Below are 22,528 nucleotides of genomic sequence, written 5' to 3'. Positions count from 1 at the left end.
GCGCATCAGGCAATGCTTCCTGCTTTATAATCCCTCCAGCAACTTTTCAACAAATTCTGGCACCACCTGGCTTGCCGGGCCGTAATATTTCTCGGCAAATTCATTACCAACCTGACTCGGTTCAAGATTCAGTTCAACGGTGTGAGCACCATGTAGTTTGGCTTCGTGTACAAACCCAGCCGCCGGATAGACATGCCCGGAAGTACCAATGGCAATAAAGACATCCGCCATCGACAACGCCATATAAATTTCATCCATGCCGAGTGGCATTTCGCCAAACCAAACGACGTGCGGGCGCAAGGGTGCCGGGAACTGGCAACAATGGCATTTATCTTCTGGCGTAACGTCTCCGGTCCAGTCGAGAACCTGACCACTTTGCGAACAACGAACTTTCAGCAATTCCCCATGCATATGAATGACATTGGTATTACCTGCGCGTTCATGCAGGTTGTCTATATTCTGCGTTACCAGCAAAAAGCGATCGCCGAGAGCGTCTTGCAGTTTAGCCAGCGCAAGATGCGCGGCGTTAGGCTGAATTTCTGGCTGCTGCAGCTGTCGACGACGGGCGTTATAAAACGCTTGCACCAGTTCAGGATCGCGATCGAAACCTTCCGGCGTTGCCACATCTTCAACCCGATGTTCTTCCCACAGGCCATCTGCGGCGCGAAAGGTACGAATACCTGATTCCGCAGAAATTCCTGCCCCTGTCAGTACGAGTACTCTTGGTTTTTCCATTGCTTCCGGCACCACTTTATCTCTGAAAAAAATACGCTGACGCAAACGCTCGCGCAGGCGACGTTTATTTTTACGAAAACGACTTAACCGATGACCCCGACGCGACAGCATAGCAACCTCTGTTGTTTAATCGGTTAGATGTAGGAAGGCCGCACCACGCATTCCTCCCGCATCACCGTGGCGCGCGCGTTCAATGCGTGGAACACGAGCTACAGGTAAGAGATGACAAGGCAACCTGTCCGCCAGTTGCGTTGTGATTGCCGGGAAATTCGATAAGCCACCACCAATGACGACCAGGTCAGGGTCAACAATGGTCAGGATATTTCCCAGAGAAACCGCTAATAAATCCAGATAACGCTCAACGTGCGCCCTTGCCTGCTCATCGCCTTGATCATAAAGCGCAATAATTTCGGGAGCCTGCAACGGTTGATGATAATAGTGTTGATACAGCCACGCAAAACCGCGACCAGACAGATAATTTTCAATGCAGCCATGCTGACCACAGCCGCAGCGGCGTAACGGGAAATCCAACCCCATCATGGTTAACGCATCAACCGGCAGACGCATATGGCCAAACTCGCCGGTAATGTAGCTTTTACCAGTAATCGGTTTGCCGTTGAAAACCAGCCCGCCGCCAACGCCGGTGCCGAGAATTAACCCCATCACCAGTGGATATTGCGTAAATTCATCATCCCAGGCTTCTGAAAGGGCAAAACAGTTGGCATCGTTATCAAGGCGTACATCGCGATCAAGACGTGCGCTCAGGTCGGCACGCAGCGGTTTGCCGCTGGCAGCGGGGACATTAGCGGCATACAGCTTACCATCTTCTGTTTCCGGCATTCCCGGAATACCGATGCCGACAGAACCTTTACAGCCAAAACGTTGGTCAGCTTCAGCTACCAGCTCACACACTGCATCTAAAAATGCGTCATAGCTGTCACGCGGTGTCGGCACCCGCTTTTCCCACTGCAACTGCCGACCGCTATCAAACACGCCAAGCGCAATTTTTGTTCCACCAATATCAAACCCGTAATACATTGCCGCTCCTTGTTTTAATGTACTGCCTTTACTGGCCGCTAAGGACTCGCGCAGGGTCAATATTACTGGCGCGCCGCGCCGGATACCAACTTGCCAAAAGACTCAGCAACAATGCTGTGACCAGTACGTAGAAGACGTCCAGCCAGTGCAATTCCGATGGCAGGAAGTCAATAAAATAAATATCGCTGGAGAGGAACTGATGACCGATCAGCTTTTCAATCCACTCAATAATCGGGGTAAGTTGCAGTGAAACAACTACGCCGATAACCACCCCACACAGGCTGCCGAACAGCCCTGCCAGCAATCCATACCAGACAAAGATGGCGCGAATTAAACCATCTTTCGCCCCCAGCGTTCTTAATACTGCGATATCGCCACTCTTGTCTTTCACCGCCATCACTAAGGTGGAGACGATGTTGAAACAGGCCACGCCAATCACCAGTACCATCGCCAGATACATAATGGCGCGGATCATCTGGATATCGCGATACATATAGCCGTAAGTACCAATCCAACTTTTAATATAAACATAGCTGTTGGTCACTTCACCCGCATCGCGTACCAGCTTATTGGCGTTGAAAACATCCGTCATTTTAAGGGCAATACCTGACACGCTGGAACCCATATCAAGATATTGTTGGGCATCCGCCAGCGGGATCATGGCAAAACTGTGATCGAGTTGACCACTCAACTGCAAAATACCGGCAATGTGCAAACGCACACGTTTTGGCTGCATCAGTTTATGCTCGGGATTCGAGTTGGGGATCATGATCGACACCCAATCGCCCTGCTTCACTTTCAGCGCATCCGCCACGCCTTTGCCGATGATAATTTGCTGTTCGCCCGCTTTAAAATTGCGCCACGCATCCCCCTGAACAAACGAGGGTAATGCGCTCAGACGCTGTTCCTGTTGTGGGTTAACGCCCTTCACCTGGATTGCGCGCAGATTCGCTCCACTTTCCACCAGACCGGTGAAATTGATATACGGCGCAGCGGCGGCAATACCCGGCACTTTCTGCACGTTATCCAGTGCTTCCTGCCAGTTAGTCCATGGCTGATTTACCGCTTCGATTTCGCCATGCGGCACCACCGCCAGAATGCGGTTATTCAGTTCGCGTTCAAAGCCGTTCATCGCGCTTAAGCCGACGATCAATACCGCCACGCCGAGGGCAATGCCAATGGTAGAAATGACAGAGATTAGCGACACCATGCCGCCGCGTCGCCGTCCGCGACTAAAACGCAGGCCAATCAATAACGATAAAGGCATCGCCATTACTCCGCCCCCATCAGGCTCAGTTCCGCCGTCAGACGTCCATCACGCATTTCCAGTTGGCGGCTCATACGTTTCGCCAGTTGCAGGTCGTGAGTGACCACCAGGAAAGCGGTGCCCTGCAAGCGATTCAACTCCCCAAGCAACTGGAAGATGCTGTCGGCGTTACGCGCATCGAGGTTACCGGTAGGTTCATCCGCCAGTACCAGACGCGGATTATTGACCAGCGCACGGGCAATCGCTACACGCTGGCGTTCGCCGCCAGAAAGTTCAGATGGGCGGTGATTCGCACGATGCTCCAGCCCCACCGCTTTTAACATCTCCAGTGCACAGCTGTTGATTTCAGCGGGCTTTTTCTTGCCAATCAGCAGTGGCATAGCCACGTTTTCCAGGGCAGTAAAATCCGGCAGCAGGTGGTGAAACTGATAAATAAAGCCCAGCTTCTGGTTGCGCAGTTCTGCTTTCGCCGCTGAAGACAGTTTGCTCATCGGCTGACCGTTAAAGATCACATCGCCGGAGGTTGGCGTATCCAGCCCGCCTAACAGGTGCAGCAAGGTACTTTTACCGGAACCAGAGCTACCGACAATTGCCATCATTTCACCTTCGCCCACGCTGAAACTGACATTGAGCAGCACATCGGTTTGCACACTGCCTTCCTGATAGCGTTTGCACAGGTTGTCGCATTGCAACAGGATCTTATTCATAACGTAAAGCCTCAGCGGGTTGTGTGGCGGCAGCGCGCCATGAAGGGTAAAGCGTAGACAGCAGCGCGATAGCCATCGCCACCAGCGCAATAACAATGACCTGTAAAGGTTCGATAGCCACCGGCAGCGCCGCGCCATCAAGCAGGACGCCGATTATCGGCATCAGATTATTTAACTGGCTGGCAAGCAGTGCGCCAAGCGCCGCTCCGAGGATTGCACCGATAATCCCGGCGCTAGCCCCTTGCACCATAAAGACCATCATGATTTGTCGCGGAGTTAAGCCTTGCGTTTGCAGGATCGCGACTTCGCCCTGCTTCTCCATCACCATCAGCCCCAGCGAGGTAATAATGTTAAACGCCGCAACAGCGACAATCAGGCTCAGCAGTAAGCCCATCATATTTTTTTCCATGCGTACGGCCTGGAACAGCTCGCCTTTACGGTCACGCCAGTCCTGCCATTTGCTGCCTTCAGGCAGTTTTTGCTGACTTAAAGAGTCAACTCTCAGCGGCTCATCCAGCCACAAACGCCAGCCGGTAATATTGGCTGCCGGATAACGCATCAGACGCGAGGCATCCTCAATATTCACCAGCATTTCATAGCCATCGACTTCACTGTTGGCGGCGAAAGTGCCAATCACATTGAACAGGCGCTGACTTGGAATACGCCCCATCGGCGTGAACTGGCTGGCAGATGGCACCATCACGCGGATTTGATCACCGCGATTGACGCCCAACTGTGAGGCAAGTTGTTCGCCGAGGATGACATTATATTTCCCCGGCTCGAGGTCAGTTTGTTTCACATTGACCAGATACGGCGTTAGTGGATCTTTTTGCGCCGGGTCGATACCGAGCATCACCCCGACCGCCACGCTGCGCGCGCTTTGCAGTACCACATCACCGGTAGTAATAGGTGCGACGCGATTAACGCCGTCCAGTTTGACTGCCGTTTCCGGGAGTTGCTGCGGGTTAAGAGAGCCATGCTCAGAAGAGAGAATTGCCTGTGGCATCAGGCCAAGGATGTTGTTTTGCAGCTCGCGCTCAAAGCCGTTCATCACTGACAATACTGTGACCAGCGCCATCACCCCGAGGGTAATGCCGATGGTAGAAAGCCAGGAGACGAAACGACCGAAGCGATCCACTGCACGCCCACGCATGTAACGCAGGCCAATAAATAGAGCGACAGGTTGGTACATGAAATCCGTCTGGTTGCTGTAGCAAAGACACGAGTATATAAGCGAAAGCAAGATGGGTAAACGTCTGAACTGTAAGTGATCGTCAGGGCTAATCTGAAAAGCCCCCGTAAATCAATCGGCTAAATTGCCATATTTTATCATCAATCTTGCCGCCTGATCTTAATCTGAAAAATCATCCAATACAGACAGATACCCATTACACCTCGGGTCATAACCAGCAGGATCAACCGCATGTAAATTAAAAAAGAGCGTGTTGTTCTGATGAAACAAAAAGAGCTATGGATTAACCAGATCAAAGGGTTATGTATTTGTCTGGTGGTGATTTATCACTCGGTCATTACCTTTTATCCGCATATGACCACTTTTCAGCATCCGTTATCGGAAGTCCTGAGCAAATGCTGGATCTATTTCAATCTTTACCTTGCCCCCTTTCGTATGCCGGTTTTTTTCTTTATATCCGGCTATTTGATTCGCCGCTATATCGACAGCGTACCGTGGGGAAATTGTCTCGATAAACGGATCTGGAACATCTTCTGGGTGCTGGCGCTTTGGGGCGTGGTGCAGTGGCTGGCGTTAAGTGCGCTGAACCAGTGGCTGGCACCTGAGCGCGATTTAAGCAATGCCTCCAATGCCGCTTATGCCGATTCCACCGGTGAGTTCCTGCACGGGATGATCACCGCCAGCACCAGCTTGTGGTATCTGTATGCGTTAATTGTCTATTTCGTGGTATGTAAAATTTTTAGCCGTCTGGCGCTGCCACTATTCGCCTTGTTTGTACTGCTGAGTGTGGCGGTTAATTTCGTTCCCACGCCGTGGTGGGGAATGAACAGTGTGATACGCAATTTGCCTTATTACAGCCTTGGCGCATGGTTTGGCGCAACAATAATGACCTGTGTTAAAGAGGTGCCGTTGCGCCGCCATCTGCTGATGGCTTCTTTGCTTACCGTTCTGGCGGTCGGTGCCTGGTTGTTTACTATCTCGCTGCTGTTGTCGCTGGTATCGATTGTGGTGATCATGAAGCTGTTTTATCAGTACGAGCAACGATTCGGTATGCGCTCCACCAGCCTGCTGAATGTGATTGGCTCCAACACCATTGCTATCTACACCACCCATCGCATTCTGGTTGAAATATTCAGCTTAACTCTGCTTGCGCAAATGAACGCAGCACGCTGGTCGCCGCAAGTCGAACTGACACTCCTGCTGGTTTATCCCTTTGTCAGTTTGTTCATCTGTACTGTTGCGGGCTTGCTGGTAAGAAAACTTTCACAGCGTGCATTCAGCGATCTGTTGTTCTCCCCGCCTTCACTGCCCGCTGCCGTCAGTTACTCTCGTTAAACCATCACCCCAGCCGGGGCGATTCAATTTGCTAAACCATGTCGATTACGGATAATGAACAGCATTGCTTATCAGAGATATGCCCCCATATGTTGAGGCATATCCTAACGAGAATCTGACAACCGTTATGCCTGAACAATATCGTTATACGCTGCCCGTCAAAGCGGGTGAGCAGCGTCTGCTGGGCGAGTTAACCGGCGCAGCCTGTGCAACGCTGGTAGCGGAAATTGCCGAACGTCACGCCGGTCCGGTGGTACTCATTGCACCAGATATGCAAAATGCTCTGCGTTTGCATGATGAAATCAGCCAGTTCACCGATCAGATGGTGATGAATCTGGCGGACTGGGAAACTCTTCCCTACGACAGTTTTTCGCCTCATCAGGACATTATCTCCTCGCGCCTTTCCACCCTTTACCAGCTACCGACGATGCAGCGTGGCATACTGATTGTTCCGGTGAATACGCTTATGCAGCGCGTTTGCCCACACAGTTTTCTCCACGGTCATGCGCTGGTGATGAAAAAAGGTCAGCGCCTGTCACGAGATGCATTACGAACCCAACTGGACAGCGCCGGTTATCGCCATGTTGACCAGGTGATGGAGCACGGCGAATACGCCACGCGCGGCGCGTTGCTGGATCTCTTCCCGATGGGGAGTGAGCTGCCTTATCGTCTTGATTTCTTTGATGATGAAATCGACAGCCTGCGGGTGTTTGACGTCGACAGCCAGCGCACGCTGGAGGAAGTAGAAGCGATCAATCTGCTGCCCGCGCACGAATTTCCGACCGATAAAGCGGCAATTGAACTGTTCCGCAGCCAGTGGCGCGATACCTTCGAAGTGAAGCGCGATCCGGAACATATTTACCAGCAAGTGAGTAAAGGCACATTACCTGCTGGGATCGAGTACTGGCAGCCATTGTTCTTCAGCGAACCACTGCCACCGCTGTTCAGTTATTTCCCTGCCAATACCTTGCTCGTGAATACTGGCGATCTGGAAACCAGTGCCGAACGTTTCCAGGCTGACACGCTGGCGCGTTTTGAGAATCGCGGCGTCGATCCGATGCGCCCGCTGTTGCCACCACAATCGCTCTGGCTGCGGGTGGACGAGCTCTTCTCAGAGCTGAAAAACTGGCCCCGAGTGCAGCTAAAAACTGAACATTTACCGACAAAAGCCGCGAATGCCAATTTAGGTTTCCAGAAACTGCCAGACCTGGCCGTTCAGGCGCAACAAAAAGCGCCGCTGGATGCGCTGCGTAAGTTCCTCGAGACTTTCGACGGTCCGGTGGTGTTCTCGGTAGAAAGTGAAGGTCGCCGTGAAGCGCTGGGTGAACTGCTCGCACGAATTAAAATTGCTCCGCAACGCATTATGCGTCTTGATGAAGCCAGCGACCGTGGGCGTTATCTGATGATTGGCGCTGCCGAACATGGTTTTGTCGATAAGGCGCGTAATCTGGCGCTGATCTGCGAAAGCGATCTGCTCGGTGAACGTGTTGCCCGCCGTCGTCAGGATTCTCGCCGCACCATCAACCCCGATACACTGATCCGTAACCTTGCGGAGCTGCATATTGGTCAGCCGGTGGTCCATCTGGAGCACGGCGTCGGTCGCTATGCCGGAATGACCACGCTGGAAGCTGGCGGCATTACTGGCGAGTACCTGATGCTCACCTATGCCAACGACGCCAAACTGTATGTTCCGGTGTCGTCACTGCATCTGATTAGCCGTTACGCAGGTGGCGCGGAAGAAAACGCCCCGCTGCATAAACTTGGCGGCGATGCGTGGTCACGCGCGCGGCAGAAAGCGGCGGAAAAAGTGCGTGATGTGGCGGCGGAATTGCTGGATATCTACGCGCAACGCGCCGCCAAAGAGGGCTTCGCGTTTAAACACGATCGTGAGCAGTATCAGTTATTCTGCGACAGCTTCCCGTTTGAAACCACGCCGGATCAGGCGCAGGCCATTAATGCGGTACTTAGCGACATGTGTCAGCCGCTGGCAATGGATCGTCTGGTGTGCGGCGATGTTGGCTTTGGTAAAACAGAAGTGGCGATGCGCGCCGCTTTCCTGGCAGTAGATAACCACAAGCAGGTAGCGGTGTTGGTGCCTACCACCCTTCTTGCGCAGCAGCATTACGACAACTTCCGCGACCGTTTCGCCAACTGGCCGGTACGTATCGAAATGATCTCCCGTTTCCGCAGCGCCAAAGAGCAGACGCAAATCCTTGCGGAAGTGGCGGAAGGGAAAATCGATATTCTGATCGGTACGCACAAACTGCTGCAAAGTGACGTCAAGTTTAAAGATTTAGGCCTGCTGATTGTCGATGAAGAACACCGCTTCGGGGTGCGTCATAAAGAGCGCATTAAAGCGATGCGCGCGAACGTGGATATTCTGACGCTTACTGCAACGCCGATCCCACGTACGCTGAATATGGCAATGAGCGGAATGCGTGACCTGTCGATTATCGCCACGCCGCCCGCCCGTCGTCTGGCAGTTAAAACCTTTGTCCGTGAGTATGACAGCCTGGTGGTCCGGGAGGCGATCCTGCGTGAAATTTTGCGCGGAGGACAGGTTTATTATCTCTACAATGATGTGGAAAACATTCAGAAAGCCGCCGAACGGCTGGCAGAACTGGTGCCTGAAGCACGGATTGCCATCGGTCACGGGCAGATGCGCGAGCGCGAACTGGAACGGGTGATGAATGATTTCCATCATCAACGTTTCAACGTGCTGGTTTGTACCACCATTATCGAAACCGGGATCGACATCCCGACAGCCAACACCATTATCATTGAACGTGCGGATCACTTCGGTCTGGCGCAGCTGCACCAGTTACGCGGTCGCGTCGGACGTTCACATCATCAGGCATATGCATGGCTGCTGACGCCGCATCCAAAAGCGATGACTACCGATGCACAAAAACGTCTTGAAGCGATTGCCTCGCTGGAAGATCTCGGGGCAGGTTTTGCGCTGGCAACGCACGATCTGGAGATTCGCGGCGCGGGTGAACTGCTTGGCGAAGAACAAAGCGGCTCAATGGAAACCATCGGTTTCTCGCTGTATATGGAGTTGCTGGAAAACGCCGTCGATGCACTGAAAGCCGGACGCGAGCCGTCGCTGGAAGATCTCACCAGCCAGCAAACAGAAGTCGAGCTGCGGATGCCGTCGCTATTGCCAGATGATTTCATCCCTGACGTGAACACGCGTCTGTCGTTCTACAAACGTATTGCCAGCGCCAAAACGGAAAACGAACTGGAAGAGATCAAAGTCGAGCTTATCGATCGCTTCGGCCTGCTGCCAGATCCGGCGCGTACCCTGCTGGATATTGCCCGTCTGCGCCAGCAAGCGCAGAAACTGGGGATCAGGAAGCTGGAAGGTAATGAGAAAGGCGGGGTGATCGAATTTGCCGAGAAGAATCACGTTAATCCGGCCTGGTTGATTGGTTTGCTGCAAAAACAGCCGCAGCATTACCGCCTTGATGGTCCGACGCGCCTGAAATTTATTCAGGATTTGAGTGAGCGGAAAACGCGTATCGAATGGGTACGCCAGTTTATGCGTGAACTGGAAGAGAACGCGATCGCTTAATGTAAATCGGGGGCGTTTCTGCGCCCCCATCTGCAACATTTACAAATTCTTTGCACTTTCCTGCACTATCCGACACTGTCACCATCCATAATTCAGGCTTATCTGTTTATTACAATAACCTTATATTTATTATGTATTTTTGGTGATGATCAAAACGCGTTTTTCTCGCTGGCTAACGTTTTTTACGTTCGCCGCTGCCGTGGCGCTGGCGCTACCGGCAAAAGCCAACACCTGGCCGCTGCCGCCAGCGAGCAGTCGTCTGGTTGGCGAAAACAAATTTCATGTGGTGGAAAATGACGGTGGTTCTCTGGAAGCCATCGCCAAAAAATATAACGTCGGCTTTCTCGCTCTGTTACAAGCTAACCCCGGCGTTGATCCTTACGTACCGCGCGCGGGCAGCGTGTTAACGATCCCGTTGCAAACCCTACTTCCAGACGCGCCGCGCGAAGGCATTGTGATCAACATTGCGGAGCTGCGTCTCTATTACTACCCGCCGGGTAAAAATTCGGTAACCGTGTATCCAATAGGTATTGGTCAGTTAGGTGGTGACACGCTGACACCGACAATGGTGACCACCGTTTCAGACAAACGTGCAAACCCAACCTGGACGCCAACGGCAAACATCCGCGCCCGTTATAAAGCACAGGGAATTGAGTTGCCTGCGGTAGTGCCGGCTGGACCGGATAACCCAATGGGCCATCATGCGATTCGTCTGGCGGCCTATGGCGGCGTTTATTTGCTTCACGGTACGAACGCCGATTTCGGCATTGGCATGCGGGTAAGTTCTGGCTGTATTCGTCTGCGGGATGACGATATCAAAACACTCTTTAGCCAGGTCACCCCAGGCACCAAAGTGAATATCATCAACACTCCGATAAAAGTCTCTGCCGAACCAAACGGTGCGCGTCTGGTTGAAGTACATCAGCCGCTGTCAGAGAAGATTGATGACGATCCGCAGCTGCTGCCAATTACGCTGAATAGCGCAATGCAATCATTTAAAGATGCAGCACAAACTGACGCTGAAGTGATGCAACATGTGATGGATGTCCGTTCCGGGATGCCGGTGGATGTCCGCCGTCATCAAGTGAGCCCACAAACTCTGTAAATCCTGGATAAAAAAAATCCCCGCGACACGGCATGTCGCGGGGAAAAAATCAGCAGTAGCAGGCATTAATGAGGGTTAATGCTTATTTATAAATTACTGCTGTTCCATGGAGGGTATTCGGACCGGTTACAGAAGTAATACGGAAAGATTTTGCGCCCATCTCATCCGCTTTTTGCGCCAGCTGCTCTTCCAGCGATCCCAGATTTGTCCCCGCGTTAGCACTGATAGTACCGACTTTTTGTTGGCCTTCTGGCGTTGACTGAACTTCGACAGCCGCAAAGTTGGCAAATGACATGGAGCTTAAAATCGCCGCAGCGATGAGGTTTTTACGTTTTTCATAATAGTGGCCTTATGCAGATGAATGACGTCGCAAGAAATTACTTAACGATCGATAACTAAATGATAGATGTGATCTGGATCACATACAAGATATTTTTTATAACAATCATTAATTAATTTAAAAATCTTTAAATTTCAGTCAAATAGAAAGCAATTATTTTTATGGGATCTGGACTGGTGAACGGAGGTGATTATTTTTATAATAACCTTTCATTCACAGTCACCAGGTACAACGGCATCATGGCAACTGACTCAACACAATGTGTAAAAAAAAGCCGTGGCCGCCCAAAAGTGTTCGACAGGGATGCCGCGCTTGATAAGGCCATGAAATTGTTCTGGCAACACGGTTATGAAGCGACTTCTCTTGCGGACCTCGTCGAAGCAACCGGAGCCAAAGCGCCCACGCTATACGCGGAATTTACCAACAAAGAGGGGTTATTTCGTGCCGTTCTCGACCGCTATATCGATCGTTTTGCCGCTAAGCATGAAGCACAGCTGTTTTGTGAAGAGAAAAGCGTGGAGTCTGCGCTGGCTGACTATTTTGCTGCCATCGCCAACTGCTTTACCAGCAAAGACACCCCGGCAGGCTGCTTCATGATCAACAACTGCACCACCCTCTCCCCAGATTCAGGAGATATAGCCAATACGTTGAAATCACGCCATGCGATGCAAGAGCGCACTTTGCAGCAGTTTTTATGTCAACGACAAGCGCGCGGGGAAATCCCGACCCACTGTGACGTGACACATCTGGCAGAATTCCTTAATTGTATTATTCAGGGGATGTCGATCAGCGCACGCGAAGGTGCATCGCTGGAAAAACTGATGCAGATTGCCGGAACGACTTTGCGTTTATGGCCCGAACTGGTGAAATAAGTCGCAAAAAAGGCCCCTCAGCCTGAGCGAATGAGGGGCCAAATTGCAGAGTACAGCCTTGTTATACTTTGTTATTCAAAATCAGTTGCCCGTTACTATCTAGCGGGATCTGCGTACCCGGATCGCGGTCCATGCGGATTTTGCCCTGCTGATCGCCAATCTTATAGGTCACATCATAACCGAGCATTTTTTCTGACTTGTCATACACCGTTTTACAACGCTGTTGCGTAGTCGTGTAAGTATCGCTTTCCTGGAGAGAGCCCTGGATCTGGTTACCGGCATATCCACCACCCAGCGCCCCCACAACAGTGGCGACATCTTTACCGCGACCACCACCAAACTGATGCCCTATCACGCCACCAGCAACAGCGCCGAGCACCGACCCGGTAATGCGATTTTCATCCTGCACCGGTCGACGATGGGTCACTGTGACGTTGCGACACTCCTGACGCGGTGTTTTAACCGTTTCCTTGATTGGGGTTGCAGAAACAACCTGAGCGTATTGCGGGCCCCGTTCAAACACGTTCAGACTGGCCACTGCCGCTACGCCCAACGCAGCTGCGACACCAATCCCGATACCCGCCAACATTGATTTATTCACGGGAACACCTCCTTCTTTGCAGTTATGCCAATCATGCAAGCGAAGGAGAAAAGCAGCTATCAGACAGAAGATGAAAAGCGCGGGAATGACTGGAAATACTTAAGGATTCGGAGGAGTCTGAAGGAATGCCTGATGCGACGCTTAACGCGTCTTATCAGGCCTACCGCTCGTACCATTTGTCCAGGGCGGATAAGGCGTTTATACCACATCCGCCAGTGTACGTCGATTAATGCAACTTCAAACGCGGACGGATAACGCGGTTAATACTCCCCACCAGCATCATTAATCCGGTTTTAAAGTAACCATGCAGCGCAATCTGATGCATTCGGTATAGCGAGATATATACAAAGCGCGCAATTCGTCCTTCAATCATCATTGAGCCGCGCGTCAGGTTACCCATCAGGCTACCAACGGTGGAGAAGTTCGACAGCGATACCAGCGAACCATGATCTTTATACTGATAATTTTTCAGCGGCTTACCGTTCATCTGCGCCAGAATGTTGTTCATTGCGCAAGTCGCCATCTGGTGTGCAGCCTGAGCACGCGGCGGAACAAAGCCCCCTTCCGGACGCGGGCATGACGCGCAGTCGCCAATAGCGTAAATGTCTGGATCGCGAGTGGTTTGCAGCGTCGGTTCCACCACCAGCTGGTTGATACGGTTAGTTTCAAGACCACCGATATCTTTCAGGAAGTCTGGCGCTTTGATCCCGGCTGCCCATACCATCAGATCAGCCTCAATATATTCGCCATCTTTAGTGTGCAGGCCGCCTTCATCAGCACTGGTGACCATGGTTTGCGTCAGCACGCGAACGCCAAGTTTCGTTAGCTCGTTGTGGGCCGCAGCAGAGATACGTGGCGGTAATGCAGGCAAAATACGTTCTCCCGCTTCTACCAGCGTTACGTTCAGGGCTTCGTTGGTCAGGCCTTTGTAACCGTAGCTGTGCAGTTGCTTGATCGCGTTGTGCAATTCAGCGGAGAGTTCTACACCCGTCGCGCCGCCGCCGACAATCGCAATGTTCACTTTGCCATTTGCGCCCAGGTTGGCAGAGTATTTCAGGAACAGATTCAGCATCTCCTGGTGGAAGCGACGCGCCTGGTGCGGGTTATCGAGGAAAATGCAGTTCTCTTTGACGCCTGGCGTATTGAAATCGTTAGAGGTGCTACCCAGCGCCATGACCAGGGTGTCATAGGCGATTTTACGTTCCGGAACCAACAGTTCACCTTTCTCGTCGCGTAGTTCTGCAATAGTGATTGTTTTCGCTTCACGATCAATATCAATGACGGAACCCAACTGGAACTGGAAACCATGATTGCGCGCATGGGCCAGATAGCTCAACGCATCGACGCCTTCATCAAGCGAGCCAGTCGCCACTTCGTGCAGCAGTGGTTTCCACAGGTGGCTGTGGTTACGATCGACCAGCGTAATTTTGGCTTTTTTCTTACGTCCCAGCTTATGCCCCAGCTGTGTTGCCATTTCCAGCCCACCAGCACCGCCGCCGACAATCACAATCTTTTTCAATGGCGTAGTCAACGTGCCCCCCTTAAATTTATTAACCAATTGTTAATTAATGGTTATTAACATAGCTCTTAATTAACAACAGGTTACAGCAATGAAAATGTTCTTCGCTATTGAGAATAACATGAATGGTGCATTGGTCATACCAAAATTGATGTTAATCAAGTTTTGTTGCTTAAAAGATAGGCAACTTTACCGGGGGAGATCAAAAAATAGAGTTTATTGTTTATTATTTGAGCAAATTCGGAAGGGTAATATAGGGTGAAGCGTATATCGAGGGCGTTTGGTCGTCCTGATAAGATGCGCAGCATCGCATCAGGCATTGATGCTCGACTGTCGGATGCGGCGTGGACGCCTTATCCGACTTACAGAATTCGGAGCGCATCAGGTACCGGCAAGGTTACCTGATGCGACGAGGGCATTTACCCGAGGGTTTTGAACGCTTTAATGCGCTGTAAATGCGGGGAGATATTCTTGAATTTGTGCGTCTGCTCTTCGTCCCAGACAATCTCGTAATAATGATGCAACTCTTCAGATGTCCGCTGGCTGTTAAGTGCTTCATCATTACGCGACAAAATAACCAGACAACGATCGCGATTCTTCTCGCGGAAGTTGGTCACACACTTAGTGGCAATATCGGCATACTCTTCCGGGCGATCAATCTTGCCTTCCATGTTCTCATAAGGGAACAAATTAGGGTTGAAGATCACCTGGCGGATATCGCAAAGAAAACCAATCCGTTCCGCCCAGTATCCGCCCAGGCCAACGCCGCAAATTAGCGGACGCTCGTCAACGTTCAGTTGCAACATTTTGTCCACTTCTTTAAGCAGATGCTGCATATCATGTTTCGGATGCCGCGTACTGTAGCTTATCAAGCGTACATCCGGGTCAATAAACTGCAATTGTAAGACTTTCTCGTGGTTACCCGGACTGTTAGAGTCAAAACCGTGTAAATAGATAATCATCGCTTCCTCACATAAGCCAGGGTTAGTGACCTACTTTCTCTTCCTGCCAGCGTTCATGTAACTGATTCAGACGGGTGCTGATCGCTTTCCAGCGAGCCGAGTCCATCAGTTCCTGTCGCGAAAATGAACCTTTATGATACAAACGTGTAACACGTTCTGCCTTGATCGGTGACAGATTATCTAACACGCTGACGGCCCCTTTACGATTATTGCAGACCAGGATCATATCGCAACCCGCATCCAGTGATGCCTGCCCGCGTTCGGCATAACTGCCCATAATCGCGGCACCTTCCATCGATAAATCGTCAGAGAAAATCACGCCGTCAAACCCCAGTTCCTGACGCAAAACGGTTTTCAGCCAGTAGGGAGAACCGCTCGCCGGACGCGGATCAACATCACTGTAGATCACATGCGCAGGCATAATGGCGTCGAGTTTATTTTCGCGGATTAAGGAACTGAAGACCGACATATCTTTAGCGCGAATCTCCGCTTGTGGACGTGGATCGCACGGTGTTTCTTTGTGTGAGTCTGCCGTTACTGCACCGTGTCCTGGGAAGTGTTTCCCGGTCGTTTTCATTCCGGCTTCATGCATACCATCAATAAACCGGCTGGCAATTGCCAGGGCTTTTTGTGGATCGGCATGATAAGAACGCTCGCCAATCGCCGCGCTGATATGCCCGACATCCAGCACTGGCGCAAAGCTGATATCAATATCCATAGCGATCATTTCGCTGGCCATCAGCCAACCCGCCTCTTGCGCCAGTTTGCCGCCCTCTTCCATTCCCAACAGCGCAGCAAAGGATTGTGCTGCCGGTAAGCGGGTAAAACCTTCGCGAAAACGCTGCACGCGTCCACCTTCCTGATCTACCGCCACCACCAGATGATTGCGCGATGCTGCGCGGATCTGGCGCACCAGTTCACGTAACTGGGCAGGATCATGATAGTTACGCGTAAAGAGAATCAGCCCTCCCACCAGCGGATGCGCCAGTATTTCACGCTCTTCCGCGTCCAGTTCGTAACCTTCGACATCCAACATTACTGGACCCACACTGCTCTCCTTATTGTTTTATTAATAGCTGCCGCCAGGTGTCATCGGCCAGCCTGATAAATTGTTGATCGCCGGTTTGTCGCCAGCGGTACTCAAACCACCCTCCTTTGAGCATCAGCAGCCAGGGAAACCATCGCCTGACCTGACGCCATAATTGCGCCGGATAAATCTTCGCGCGAGTGGCATAGTCATTGACCAATTGCCGGTGCTGTTCAGTATTTTCCACCCACACCGCCGCCAGTTCCAGCGCGATATCACCATCTCCAGCATACTCCCAGTCGATGAGTTTTAACCCTGATGCGCTATGCACTAAATTTCCGGCGTGGACATCCATATGCAATGGACTTAAGCGTAAAGGTCGTGGTTCCCGCGCTTTGCGCAGACGTTTTAACATTCGCAGCCAACCCACAGTCCGCCGCGCCGGATCGCTTTGCTGCCAGTACAGTTCCAGTAAGGGCAACAGCGTTATTCGCCAGCCAAAACGTGGTTGTTGATGTAGATAATACAGCAAGCCTGCCAGTTCGTTGGTATCCGGCAAATACGTTTTTACCGCACCGGGCAGATAGTCGACTACCATCCAGTCACGGAGATATAAATGCGGCTTCGGTGCAATGCTTGCGGGTAGTTGTGATAAAGCCCGATACTGGCGCAAGAACGCGGACTGCGGCGCATCAGGATCGTGCGGCTGACGCACAACAAAACGCTGGCCCTGATGTTCAATGAGAAAACTACCGCCACTAAGCCCACTATTAAACGTCGTGACGGGATGAAACTGCGGGAAAAAGCGCGACAGCAATTCGTCGCGCGTGATGGGATTATTGCTGCGAAACGGCACCTTTACCTGACCAGATAATTTCGCCCGTCTGCACCAGCATCAGCTGCATTTGTAGGGTCGGAGCGTTAACGTTGCCAGAGGCGCAGGAGTACAGCACGTAATGAGCGCCGACATTGCGGGCAATGCCTATGGCTTTACTACGGGTGCCTAAACTGTCCTGCGGCGACAAACCTAACTGTTGCTTAGCCATCGACAGTTGCTGGGCGGAAACCAGGGTAAATTTCCCGTTATTAGCCAGCGCATTTCGCAGCGTTTCGGTCGCTTCTGCGGCATTCAGCGAACCGTTAGTACGGTTGTTAACGCTATCAACCAGCAGGACGCTACCCGCAGTCACCCCGTCAGCCCCAAGCATCTTACTGACCATCGGCTGCATTGCGCCATTCCAGTCATAATGGCGAATATGCGGCGCAGGCGGTGCCGTTCGATCTTCGTGCTCAATTGGGCCTGGCTGCTGCGGGATCGTCGGCACCGAGGGCACTGTGGGGACAGGCTGTTGTGGCTCGGCTGGTTGTTCCGGCGCTGGTTTCACTTCTTCTACCGGTGCAGGTTCACGTTGCCCCACACACCCGGCGAGAAACATCGCCAGCGCGGTAATCAAGGCGTAGCGACTCATTTTTGTCATCAAGATTCACCCCTTTACAAATATAGATAAAGTCTGACTTTGTGCGCCCCCAGAAAATTGGCGCTGCCGTACAGCGTTACCGCCGAATGTGCGGGAATGGTAACGCTGCGTGGCCTTTCCAGAGGATGCATCTCCAGCCCTCTGGCGTCATACCAGTAAAAACGATAATGAACGGTAACGGGTTCTTGCCTTTCGTTATAAATCGTTGAGGATGCTGAAGGTTGAATATCAGACGTCGAAAGGACGGGCTTTTCTGCACTGATGCCCGCAGCCAATAAAGATGACTCCATCACCAGCGATTGCTCATCATTCACCGGAATTTCCGGATGTGAACGACAGCCCACCAGCAGTAACAACACCAGAGACACCAGCCCAAAGCATCCTTTTCTCATCGTTACAGACCTTTATGCGCCAGCATTGGTCCCAGCGGACGGCCACCCAACAAGTGCATATGGATGTGGTAAACCTCTTGTCCGCCATGGCGGTTGGTATTCATGATCAGACGATAGCCATCTTCGGCAATACCTTCTTGCTCAGCAATTTTTGCCGCTACGGTGATCATGCGTCCCAGCGCCTGCTCATGCTCAGCTGACACGTCGTTCACAGTCGGAATGAGAATATTCGGAATGATCAGAATATGCGTTGGCGCTTGCGGCGAAATATCGCGAAACGCCGTTACCAGATCATCCTGGTAGACGATATCGGAGGGGATCTCACGACGAATAATTTTGCTGAATATAGTTTCTTCTGCCACGACATTTTCCTTTTTCAAATAGCCATGCGTTGCGCCATGCTACGCCGCGCCACACTGCGAGTATAGAGTATGGTCGAGTTAAACCTGCTCTTTCAATCTTAACTCACGATTTCTTAAGCAAAAAATCGTTTTGCTGCCGTATATATCGCCATTATTCCCATTTCTGCCTGCGAATGCGCTGAAAAGACATTCTCTGTTTGGTTTACACGACAAATATGAATGCGTATATTTCTCATTTGCATTTGCAGCAAAATTATTCGCACACTAAATATAACCGCTCATCACCCTCCTCCGGCATGAGCCTGACGACAACATAAACCAAGAGATTTCAAATGCTTTCAACACAATTTAACAGGGATAATCAATATCAAGTCATCACCAAACCGTCACTACTTGCCGGTTGCATAGCACTGGCACTATTACCTTCTGCCGCTTTTGCTGCACCAGCCACTGAAGAAACGGTGATTGTTGAGGGTTCAGCCACAGCTCCAGATGATGGCGAAAATGATTACAGCGTAACGTCTACCTCTGCGGGTACCAAAATGCAGATGACTCAACATGATATTCCTCAGTCGGTCACTATTGTTAGCCAGCAGCGGATGGAAGATCAGCAGTTACAAACGCTGGGCGAAGTGATGGAAAACACGCTGGGGATCAGCAAAAGTCAGGCGGATTCCGATCGTGCTCTTTATTATTCCCGCGGATTCCAGATCGATAACTATATGGTTGATGGTATCCCCACCTATTTTGAATCGCGCTGGAATCTGGGCGACGCACTTTCTGATATGGCACTGTTTGAACGCGTAGAAGTAGTGCGTGGCGCGACAGGACTCATGACCGGGACGGGTAATCCATCTGCGGCAATTAATATGGTTCGAAAACACGCGACCTGTCGTGAATTTAAAGGCGATGTCTCGGCGGAATACGGTAGCTGGAACAAAGAACGGTATGTGGCGGATTTACAAAGCCCACTCACCGAAGACGGTAAAATCCGCGCGCGAATTGTCGGCGGCTACCAGAATAACGACTCATGGCTGGACCGCTACAATAGTGAAAAGACCTTCTTCTCGGGCATTGTCGATGCTGATTTAGGCGATCTTACGACGCTTTCAGCCGGTTACGAATATCAGCGCATTGATGTTAATAGCCCAACCTGGGGCGGTTTACCGCGCTGGAATACTGATGGCAGCAGCAACAGTTACGATCGCGCACGCAGTACCGCACCTGACTGGGCGTACAACGATAAAGAGATCAACAAGGTCTTTATGACCCTGAAGCAGCGGTTTGCTGATACCTGGCAAGCGACACTGAATGCCACCCACTCTGAAGTCGAATTTGACAGCAAAATGATGTATGTCGATGCCTATGTAAACAAAGCGGATGGTATGCTGGTTGGGCCATACAGTAATTATGGACCTGGCTTTGATCATGTCGGCGGCACCGGTTGGAACAGTGGCAAACGTAAAGTTGATGCGCTGGATTTGTTCGCTGACGGTAGTTATGAATTGTTTGGTCGTCAGCACAATCTAATGTTTGGTGGCAGTTACAGCAAACAAAACAATCGTTCAGTTCATGGGCCAACATCTTCCCGGATGAAATTGGCAGTTTCTACAACTTTAATGGCAATTTCCCACAAGCCGACTGGTCATCACAGAGCCTGGCGCAGGACGATACCACACATATGAAATCGTTATATGCTGCCACTCGTGTCACCCTTGCCGATCCGCTGCATCTGATCCTCGGCGCACGTTATACCAACTGGCGGGTTGATACGCTGACTTACAGCATGGAGAAAAACCACACCACGCCTTACGCTGGTCTGGTGTTTGACATCAATGACAACTGGTCGACCTACGCCAGCTATACCTCTATTTTCCAGCCGCAAAATGATCGTGACAGTTCAGGCAAATATCTGGCTCCAATCACCGGTAACAACTACGAGCTGGGTCTGAAATCGGACTGGATGAATAGCCGTCTGACCACCACGTTAGCCATCTTCCGTATTGAGCAGGATAATGTCGCTCAGTCCACCGGTACACCTATCCCCGGCAGCAACGGCGAAACCGCCTATAAAGCGGTGGATGGGACAGTCAGTAAAGGGGTGGAATTTGAACTCAACGGCGCAATTACCGACAACTGGCAGCTGACATTTGGCGCAACGCGCTATCTTGCAGAGGATAACGAAGGAAACGCCGTTAATCCTAATCTGCCACGCACCACGGTTAAAATGTTCACCAGCTATCGGTTGCCTGTCATGCCAGAGTTGACAGTCGGCGGTGGTGTTAACTGGCAAAATCGCGTGTATACCGACACCGTGACACCGTATGGCACCTTCCGCGCCGAGCAAGGTAGCTACGCGCTGGTGGATCTCTTCACCCGCTACCAGGTGACGAAAAACTTCTCGTTACAGGGGAACGTCAATAACCTGTTCGACAAAACCTACGATACCAACATGGAAGGTTCTATCGTCTACGGCGCACCGCGTAATTTCAGCATTACCGGCACGTATCAATTCTGAATAACACCTGTAAAAAAGGCAGCCATCTGGCTGCCTTAGTCTCCCCAACGTCTTACGGATTAGTGGTTACGGATGTACTCATCCATCTCGGTTTTCAGGTTATCGGATTTAGTACCGAAAATAGCCTGAACACCAGAACCAGCAACCACTACGCCCGCTGCGCCCAGTTTCTTCAGGCCAGCCTGATCCACTTTAGACACATCAGCAACGCTGACGCGCAGACGGGTAATACATGCGTCGAGGTTAGTAATGTTTTCTTTACCACCAAATGCAGCAACCAGAGCCGGTGCCATTTCGCTGGTACCTGTTGCTTTTGCATCTTCAGTCGCGTCTTCACGACCCGGCGTTTTCAGATCCAGTGCTTTAATCAGCACGCGGAAGATGGTGTAGTAAACAATCGCATAACCGATACCGACGATCGGTAACAGCCACAGTTTGCTGCTGTTACCAGACAGAACGATGAAGTCGATCAGACCGTGCGAGAACGACGTACCGTCACGCATCCCCAGAAGAATACAGATTGGGAATGCCAGGCCTGCCAGAATCGCGTGGATGATGTACAGGATCGGCGCAACGAACATGAAGAAGAACTCGATCGGCTCGGTGATACCGGTCAGGAACGAGGTCAGCGCCGCGGAGATCATAATACCGCCCACTTTCGCGCGGTTTTCTGGTTTAGCAGAGTGCCAGATAGCAATTGCGGCAGCTGGCAGACCGTACATTTTGAACAGGAAGCCACCAGACAGTTTACCCGCAGTCGGGTCACCCGCCATATAACGCGGAATGTCGCCGTGGAAAACCTGACCTGCTGCGTTGGTGTATTCACCAATCTGCATCTGGAAAGGTACGTTCCAGATGTGGTGCAGACCAAACGGTACCAGGCAACGTTCGATGAAACCGTAAATGCCAAACGCAACTACCGGGTTCTGGTAAGCAGCCCACTGAGAGAAGGTCTGGATTGCAGAACCAATCGGCGGCCAAATGAAGGACAGCACAACGCCAGTAAAGATGGCAGCCAGGCCAGAAATGATCGGCACAAAGCGTTTACCGGCAAAGAAGCCAAGATACTCAGGCAGCTTAATACGGTAGAAACGGTTAAACATGTACGCTGCAATCGCACCGGAGATAATCCCTCCGAGTACGCCAGTATCCGCCAAGTGTTTAGAGGCGATTTCTTCAGCAGGTAAATGCAGTACCAGTGGCGCAACCACGGCCATGGTTTTAACCATGATGCCATAGGCAACAACTGCGGCCAGCGCGGATACGCCATCGTTATTGGTAAAGCCGAGGGCGACACCGATCGCAAAAATCAGTGGCATGTTTGCAAAGACGGAACCGCCTGCTTCTGCCATAACATGCGATACAACGGCGGGCAGCCAGCTGAAATTCGCGGAACCGACGCCCAGCAGAATACCTGCGATAGGTAGTACGGATACCGGCAGCATCAGCGATTTACCGACCTTTTGCAGGTTAGCAAATGCATTCTTAAACATAATTGAGAGTG

18 protein-coding genes and 2 pseudogenes are annotated in these 22,528 nt (G+C 51.5%); 5 read left to right on the top strand and 15 right to left on the bottom strand.

Features of this window, described 5'->3' with window-relative positions; genetic code table 11:
- Positions 1-24: 24 nt before the first annotated feature.
- The 5 genes from cobB to lolC are packed head-to-tail and all read right to left on the bottom strand — an operon-like array spanning position 25 to position 4,939.
- Complete coding sequence (gene cobB, locus ABZJ92_RS01005) at positions 25-846, bottom strand: Sir2 family NAD+-dependent deacetylase (protein ID WP_000952739.1); 822 nt, start codon at positions 844-846, stop codon at positions 25-27.
- A gap of 15 nt (positions 847-861) precedes the next feature.
- The gene (gene nagK / locus ABZJ92_RS01000; protein ID WP_000291255.1) at positions 862-1,773 is read right to left on the bottom strand and encodes an N-acetylglucosamine kinase; all 912 of its coding nucleotides are present in this window, start codon (positions 1,771-1,773) and stop codon (positions 862-864) included.
- Positions 1,774-1,801: 28 nt separating this feature from the next.
- Positions 1,802-3,046 carry a lipoprotein-releasing ABC transporter permease subunit LolE gene (gene lolE / locus ABZJ92_RS00995; protein ID WP_001251390.1) on the bottom strand — a complete coding sequence of 415 codons (1,245 nt, stop codon included), beginning with the start codon at positions 3,044-3,046 and terminating at the stop codon, positions 1,802-1,804.
- The gene (lolD, locus tag ABZJ92_RS00990) at positions 3,046-3,747 is read right to left on the bottom strand and encodes a lipoprotein-releasing ABC transporter ATP-binding protein LolD (RefSeq protein WP_001033710.1); all 702 of its coding nucleotides are present in this window, start codon (positions 3,745-3,747) and stop codon (positions 3,046-3,048) included. Before lolD ends, lolE begins: the two co-directional genes overlap by 1 nt.
- On the bottom strand, positions 3,740-4,939 hold the full coding sequence (gene lolC, locus ABZJ92_RS00985) for a lipoprotein-releasing ABC transporter permease subunit LolC (RefSeq protein WP_005048048.1): 1,200 nt from the start codon (positions 4,937-4,939) through the stop codon (positions 3,740-3,742). Before lolC ends, lolD begins: the two co-directional genes overlap by 8 nt.
- A gap of 261 nt (positions 4,940-5,200) precedes the next feature.
- Between lolC and ABZJ92_RS00980 the strand changes: the two genes are divergently transcribed.
- From ABZJ92_RS00980 to ldtC, 3 genes are all read left to right on the top strand, one after another.
- Entirely contained in the window at positions 5,201-6,274 is a 1,074-nt protein-coding gene (locus ABZJ92_RS00980) for an acyltransferase family protein (RefSeq protein WP_000810295.1), read from the top strand.
- 127 nt (positions 6,275-6,401) lie between these two features.
- Complete coding sequence (mfd, locus tag ABZJ92_RS00975; protein WP_005048053.1) at positions 6,402-9,848, top strand: transcription-repair coupling factor; 3,447 nt, start codon at positions 6,402-6,404, stop codon at positions 9,846-9,848.
- A 142-nt stretch (positions 9,849-9,990) separates the two neighbouring features.
- Positions 9,991-10,953 carry a L,D-transpeptidase LdtC gene (gene ldtC, locus ABZJ92_RS00970; protein ID WP_005098471.1) on the top strand — a complete coding sequence of 321 codons (963 nt, stop codon included), beginning with the start codon at positions 9,991-9,993 and terminating at the stop codon, positions 10,951-10,953.
- Positions 10,954-11,035: 82 nt separating this feature from the next.
- Here ldtC and bhsA read toward each other — a convergent pair.
- A pseudogene (gene bhsA, locus ABZJ92_RS00965) lies at positions 11,036-11,292 on the bottom strand (multiple stress resistance protein BhsA).
- 240 nt (positions 11,293-11,532) lie between these two features.
- Here bhsA and comR point away from each other — a divergent pair.
- Positions 11,533-12,165, top strand: coding sequence for a TetR family copper-responsive transcriptional repressor ComR (comR, locus tag ABZJ92_RS00960; RefSeq protein WP_000179805.1), 633 nt, complete (start codon positions 11,533-11,535; stop codon positions 12,163-12,165).
- 61 nt (positions 12,166-12,226) lie between these two features.
- Here the strand turns inward: comR and ABZJ92_RS00955 are convergent, their stop codons facing one another.
- From ABZJ92_RS00955 to hinT, 8 genes are all read right to left on the bottom strand, one after another.
- Positions 12,227-12,766: a glycine zipper 2TM domain-containing protein gene (locus ABZJ92_RS00955; RefSeq protein WP_001043459.1), complete on the bottom strand. Its 540-nt coding sequence runs from the start codon at positions 12,764-12,766 to the stop codon at positions 12,227-12,229.
- A 226-nt stretch (positions 12,767-12,992) separates the two neighbouring features.
- Positions 12,993-14,297 (bottom strand): NADH-quinone dehydrogenase, encoded by a 1,305-nt coding sequence (ndh, locus tag ABZJ92_RS00950; protein WP_005048063.1) that lies wholly within the window; start codon positions 14,295-14,297, stop codon positions 12,993-12,995.
- A gap of 407 nt (positions 14,298-14,704) precedes the next feature.
- Positions 14,705-15,247 (bottom strand): alpha/beta hydrolase YcfP, encoded by a 543-nt coding sequence (gene ycfP / locus ABZJ92_RS00945; protein WP_000587933.1) that lies wholly within the window; start codon positions 15,245-15,247, stop codon positions 14,705-14,707.
- A 22-nt stretch (positions 15,248-15,269) separates the two neighbouring features.
- The gene (nagZ, locus tag ABZJ92_RS00940; RefSeq protein WP_000529301.1) at positions 15,270-16,295 is read right to left on the bottom strand and encodes a beta-N-acetylhexosaminidase; all 1,026 of its coding nucleotides are present in this window, start codon (positions 16,293-16,295) and stop codon (positions 15,270-15,272) included.
- 10 nt (positions 16,296-16,305) lie between these two features.
- Entirely contained in the window at positions 16,306-17,130 is an 825-nt protein-coding gene (thiK, locus tag ABZJ92_RS00935) for a thiamine kinase (RefSeq protein ID WP_001116580.1), read from the bottom strand.
- Positions 17,111-17,752, bottom strand: a complete 642-nt coding sequence (gene lpoB / locus ABZJ92_RS00930; protein ID WP_000164448.1) for a penicillin-binding protein activator LpoB — start codon at positions 17,750-17,752, stop codon at positions 17,111-17,113. Before lpoB ends, thiK begins: the two co-directional genes overlap by 20 nt.
- Positions 17,753-17,766: 14 nt before the next feature.
- The gene (locus tag ABZJ92_RS00925) at positions 17,767-18,144 is read right to left on the bottom strand and encodes a YcfL family protein (RefSeq protein WP_001225296.1); all 378 of its coding nucleotides are present in this window, start codon (positions 18,142-18,144) and stop codon (positions 17,767-17,769) included.
- A gap of 2 nt (positions 18,145-18,146) precedes the next feature.
- The gene (gene hinT / locus ABZJ92_RS00920) at positions 18,147-18,506 is read right to left on the bottom strand and encodes a purine nucleoside phosphoramidase (protein ID WP_000807125.1); all 360 of its coding nucleotides are present in this window, start codon (positions 18,504-18,506) and stop codon (positions 18,147-18,149) included.
- Positions 18,507-18,838: 332 nt separating this feature from the next.
- Between hinT and fhuE the strand changes: the two are divergent.
- Positions 18,839-21,024 (top strand): annotated as a pseudogene (fhuE, locus tag ABZJ92_RS00915) (ferric-rhodotorulic acid/ferric-coprogen receptor FhuE).
- Between the two features lie 59 nt (positions 21,025-21,083).
- On the opposite strand, the gene ptsG reads toward fhuE, so the two are convergent.
- Positions 21,084-22,517: a PTS glucose transporter subunit IIBC gene (gene ptsG / locus ABZJ92_RS00910; protein ID WP_000475711.1), complete on the bottom strand. Its 1,434-nt coding sequence runs from the start codon at positions 22,515-22,517 to the stop codon at positions 21,084-21,086.
- Between the last annotated feature and the right edge of the window lie 11 nt (positions 22,518-22,528).

Source organism: Shigella sp. FJ200513, from assembly GCF_040495915.1.
Taxonomy (GTDB): Bacteria; Pseudomonadota; Gammaproteobacteria; order Enterobacterales; family Enterobacteriaceae; genus ECMA0423.
Note: the sequence above shows the minus strand (reverse complement) of the source record. Positions and strands in the feature narration are given on the sequence as shown.

Coding starts and splice junctions, on each gene's coding strand:
- cobB (WP_000952739.1), bottom strand. CDS start 846: ATGCTGTCGCGTCGGGGTCATCGGTTAAGTCGTTTTCGTAAAAATAAA.
- nagK (WP_000291255.1), bottom strand. CDS start 1,773: ATGTATTACGGGTTTGATATTGGTGGAACAAAAATTGCGCTTGGCGTG.
- lolE (WP_001251390.1), bottom strand. CDS start 3,046: ATGGCGATGCCTTTATCGTTATTGATTGGCCTGCGTTTTAGTCGCGGA.
- lolD (WP_001033710.1), bottom strand. CDS start 3,747: ATGAATAAGATCCTGTTGCAATGCGACAACCTGTGCAAACGCTATCAG.
- lolC (WP_005048048.1), bottom strand. CDS start 4,939: ATGTACCAACCTGTCGCTCTATTTATTGGCCTGCGTTACATGCGTGGG.
- ABZJ92_RS00980 (WP_000810295.1), top strand. CDS start 5,201: ATGAAACAAAAAGAGCTATGGATTAACCAGATCAAAGGGTTATGTATT.
- mfd (WP_005048053.1), top strand. CDS start 6,402: ATGCCTGAACAATATCGTTATACGCTGCCCGTCAAAGCGGGTGAGCAG.
- comR (WP_000179805.1), top strand. CDS start 11,533: ATGGCAACTGACTCAACACAATGTGTAAAAAAAAGCCGTGGCCGCCCA.
- ycfP (WP_000587933.1), bottom strand. CDS start 15,247: ATGATTATCTATTTACACGGTTTTGACTCTAACAGTCCGGGTAACCAC.
- lpoB (WP_000164448.1), bottom strand. CDS start 17,752: ATGACAAAAATGAGTCGCTACGCCTTGATTACCGCGCTGGCGATGTTT.
- ABZJ92_RS00925 (WP_001225296.1), bottom strand. CDS start 18,144: ATGAGAAAAGGATGCTTTGGGCTGGTGTCTCTGGTGTTGTTACTGCTG.
- ptsG (WP_000475711.1), bottom strand. CDS start 22,517: ATGTTTAAGAATGCATTTGCTAACCTGCAAAAGGTCGGTAAATCGCTG.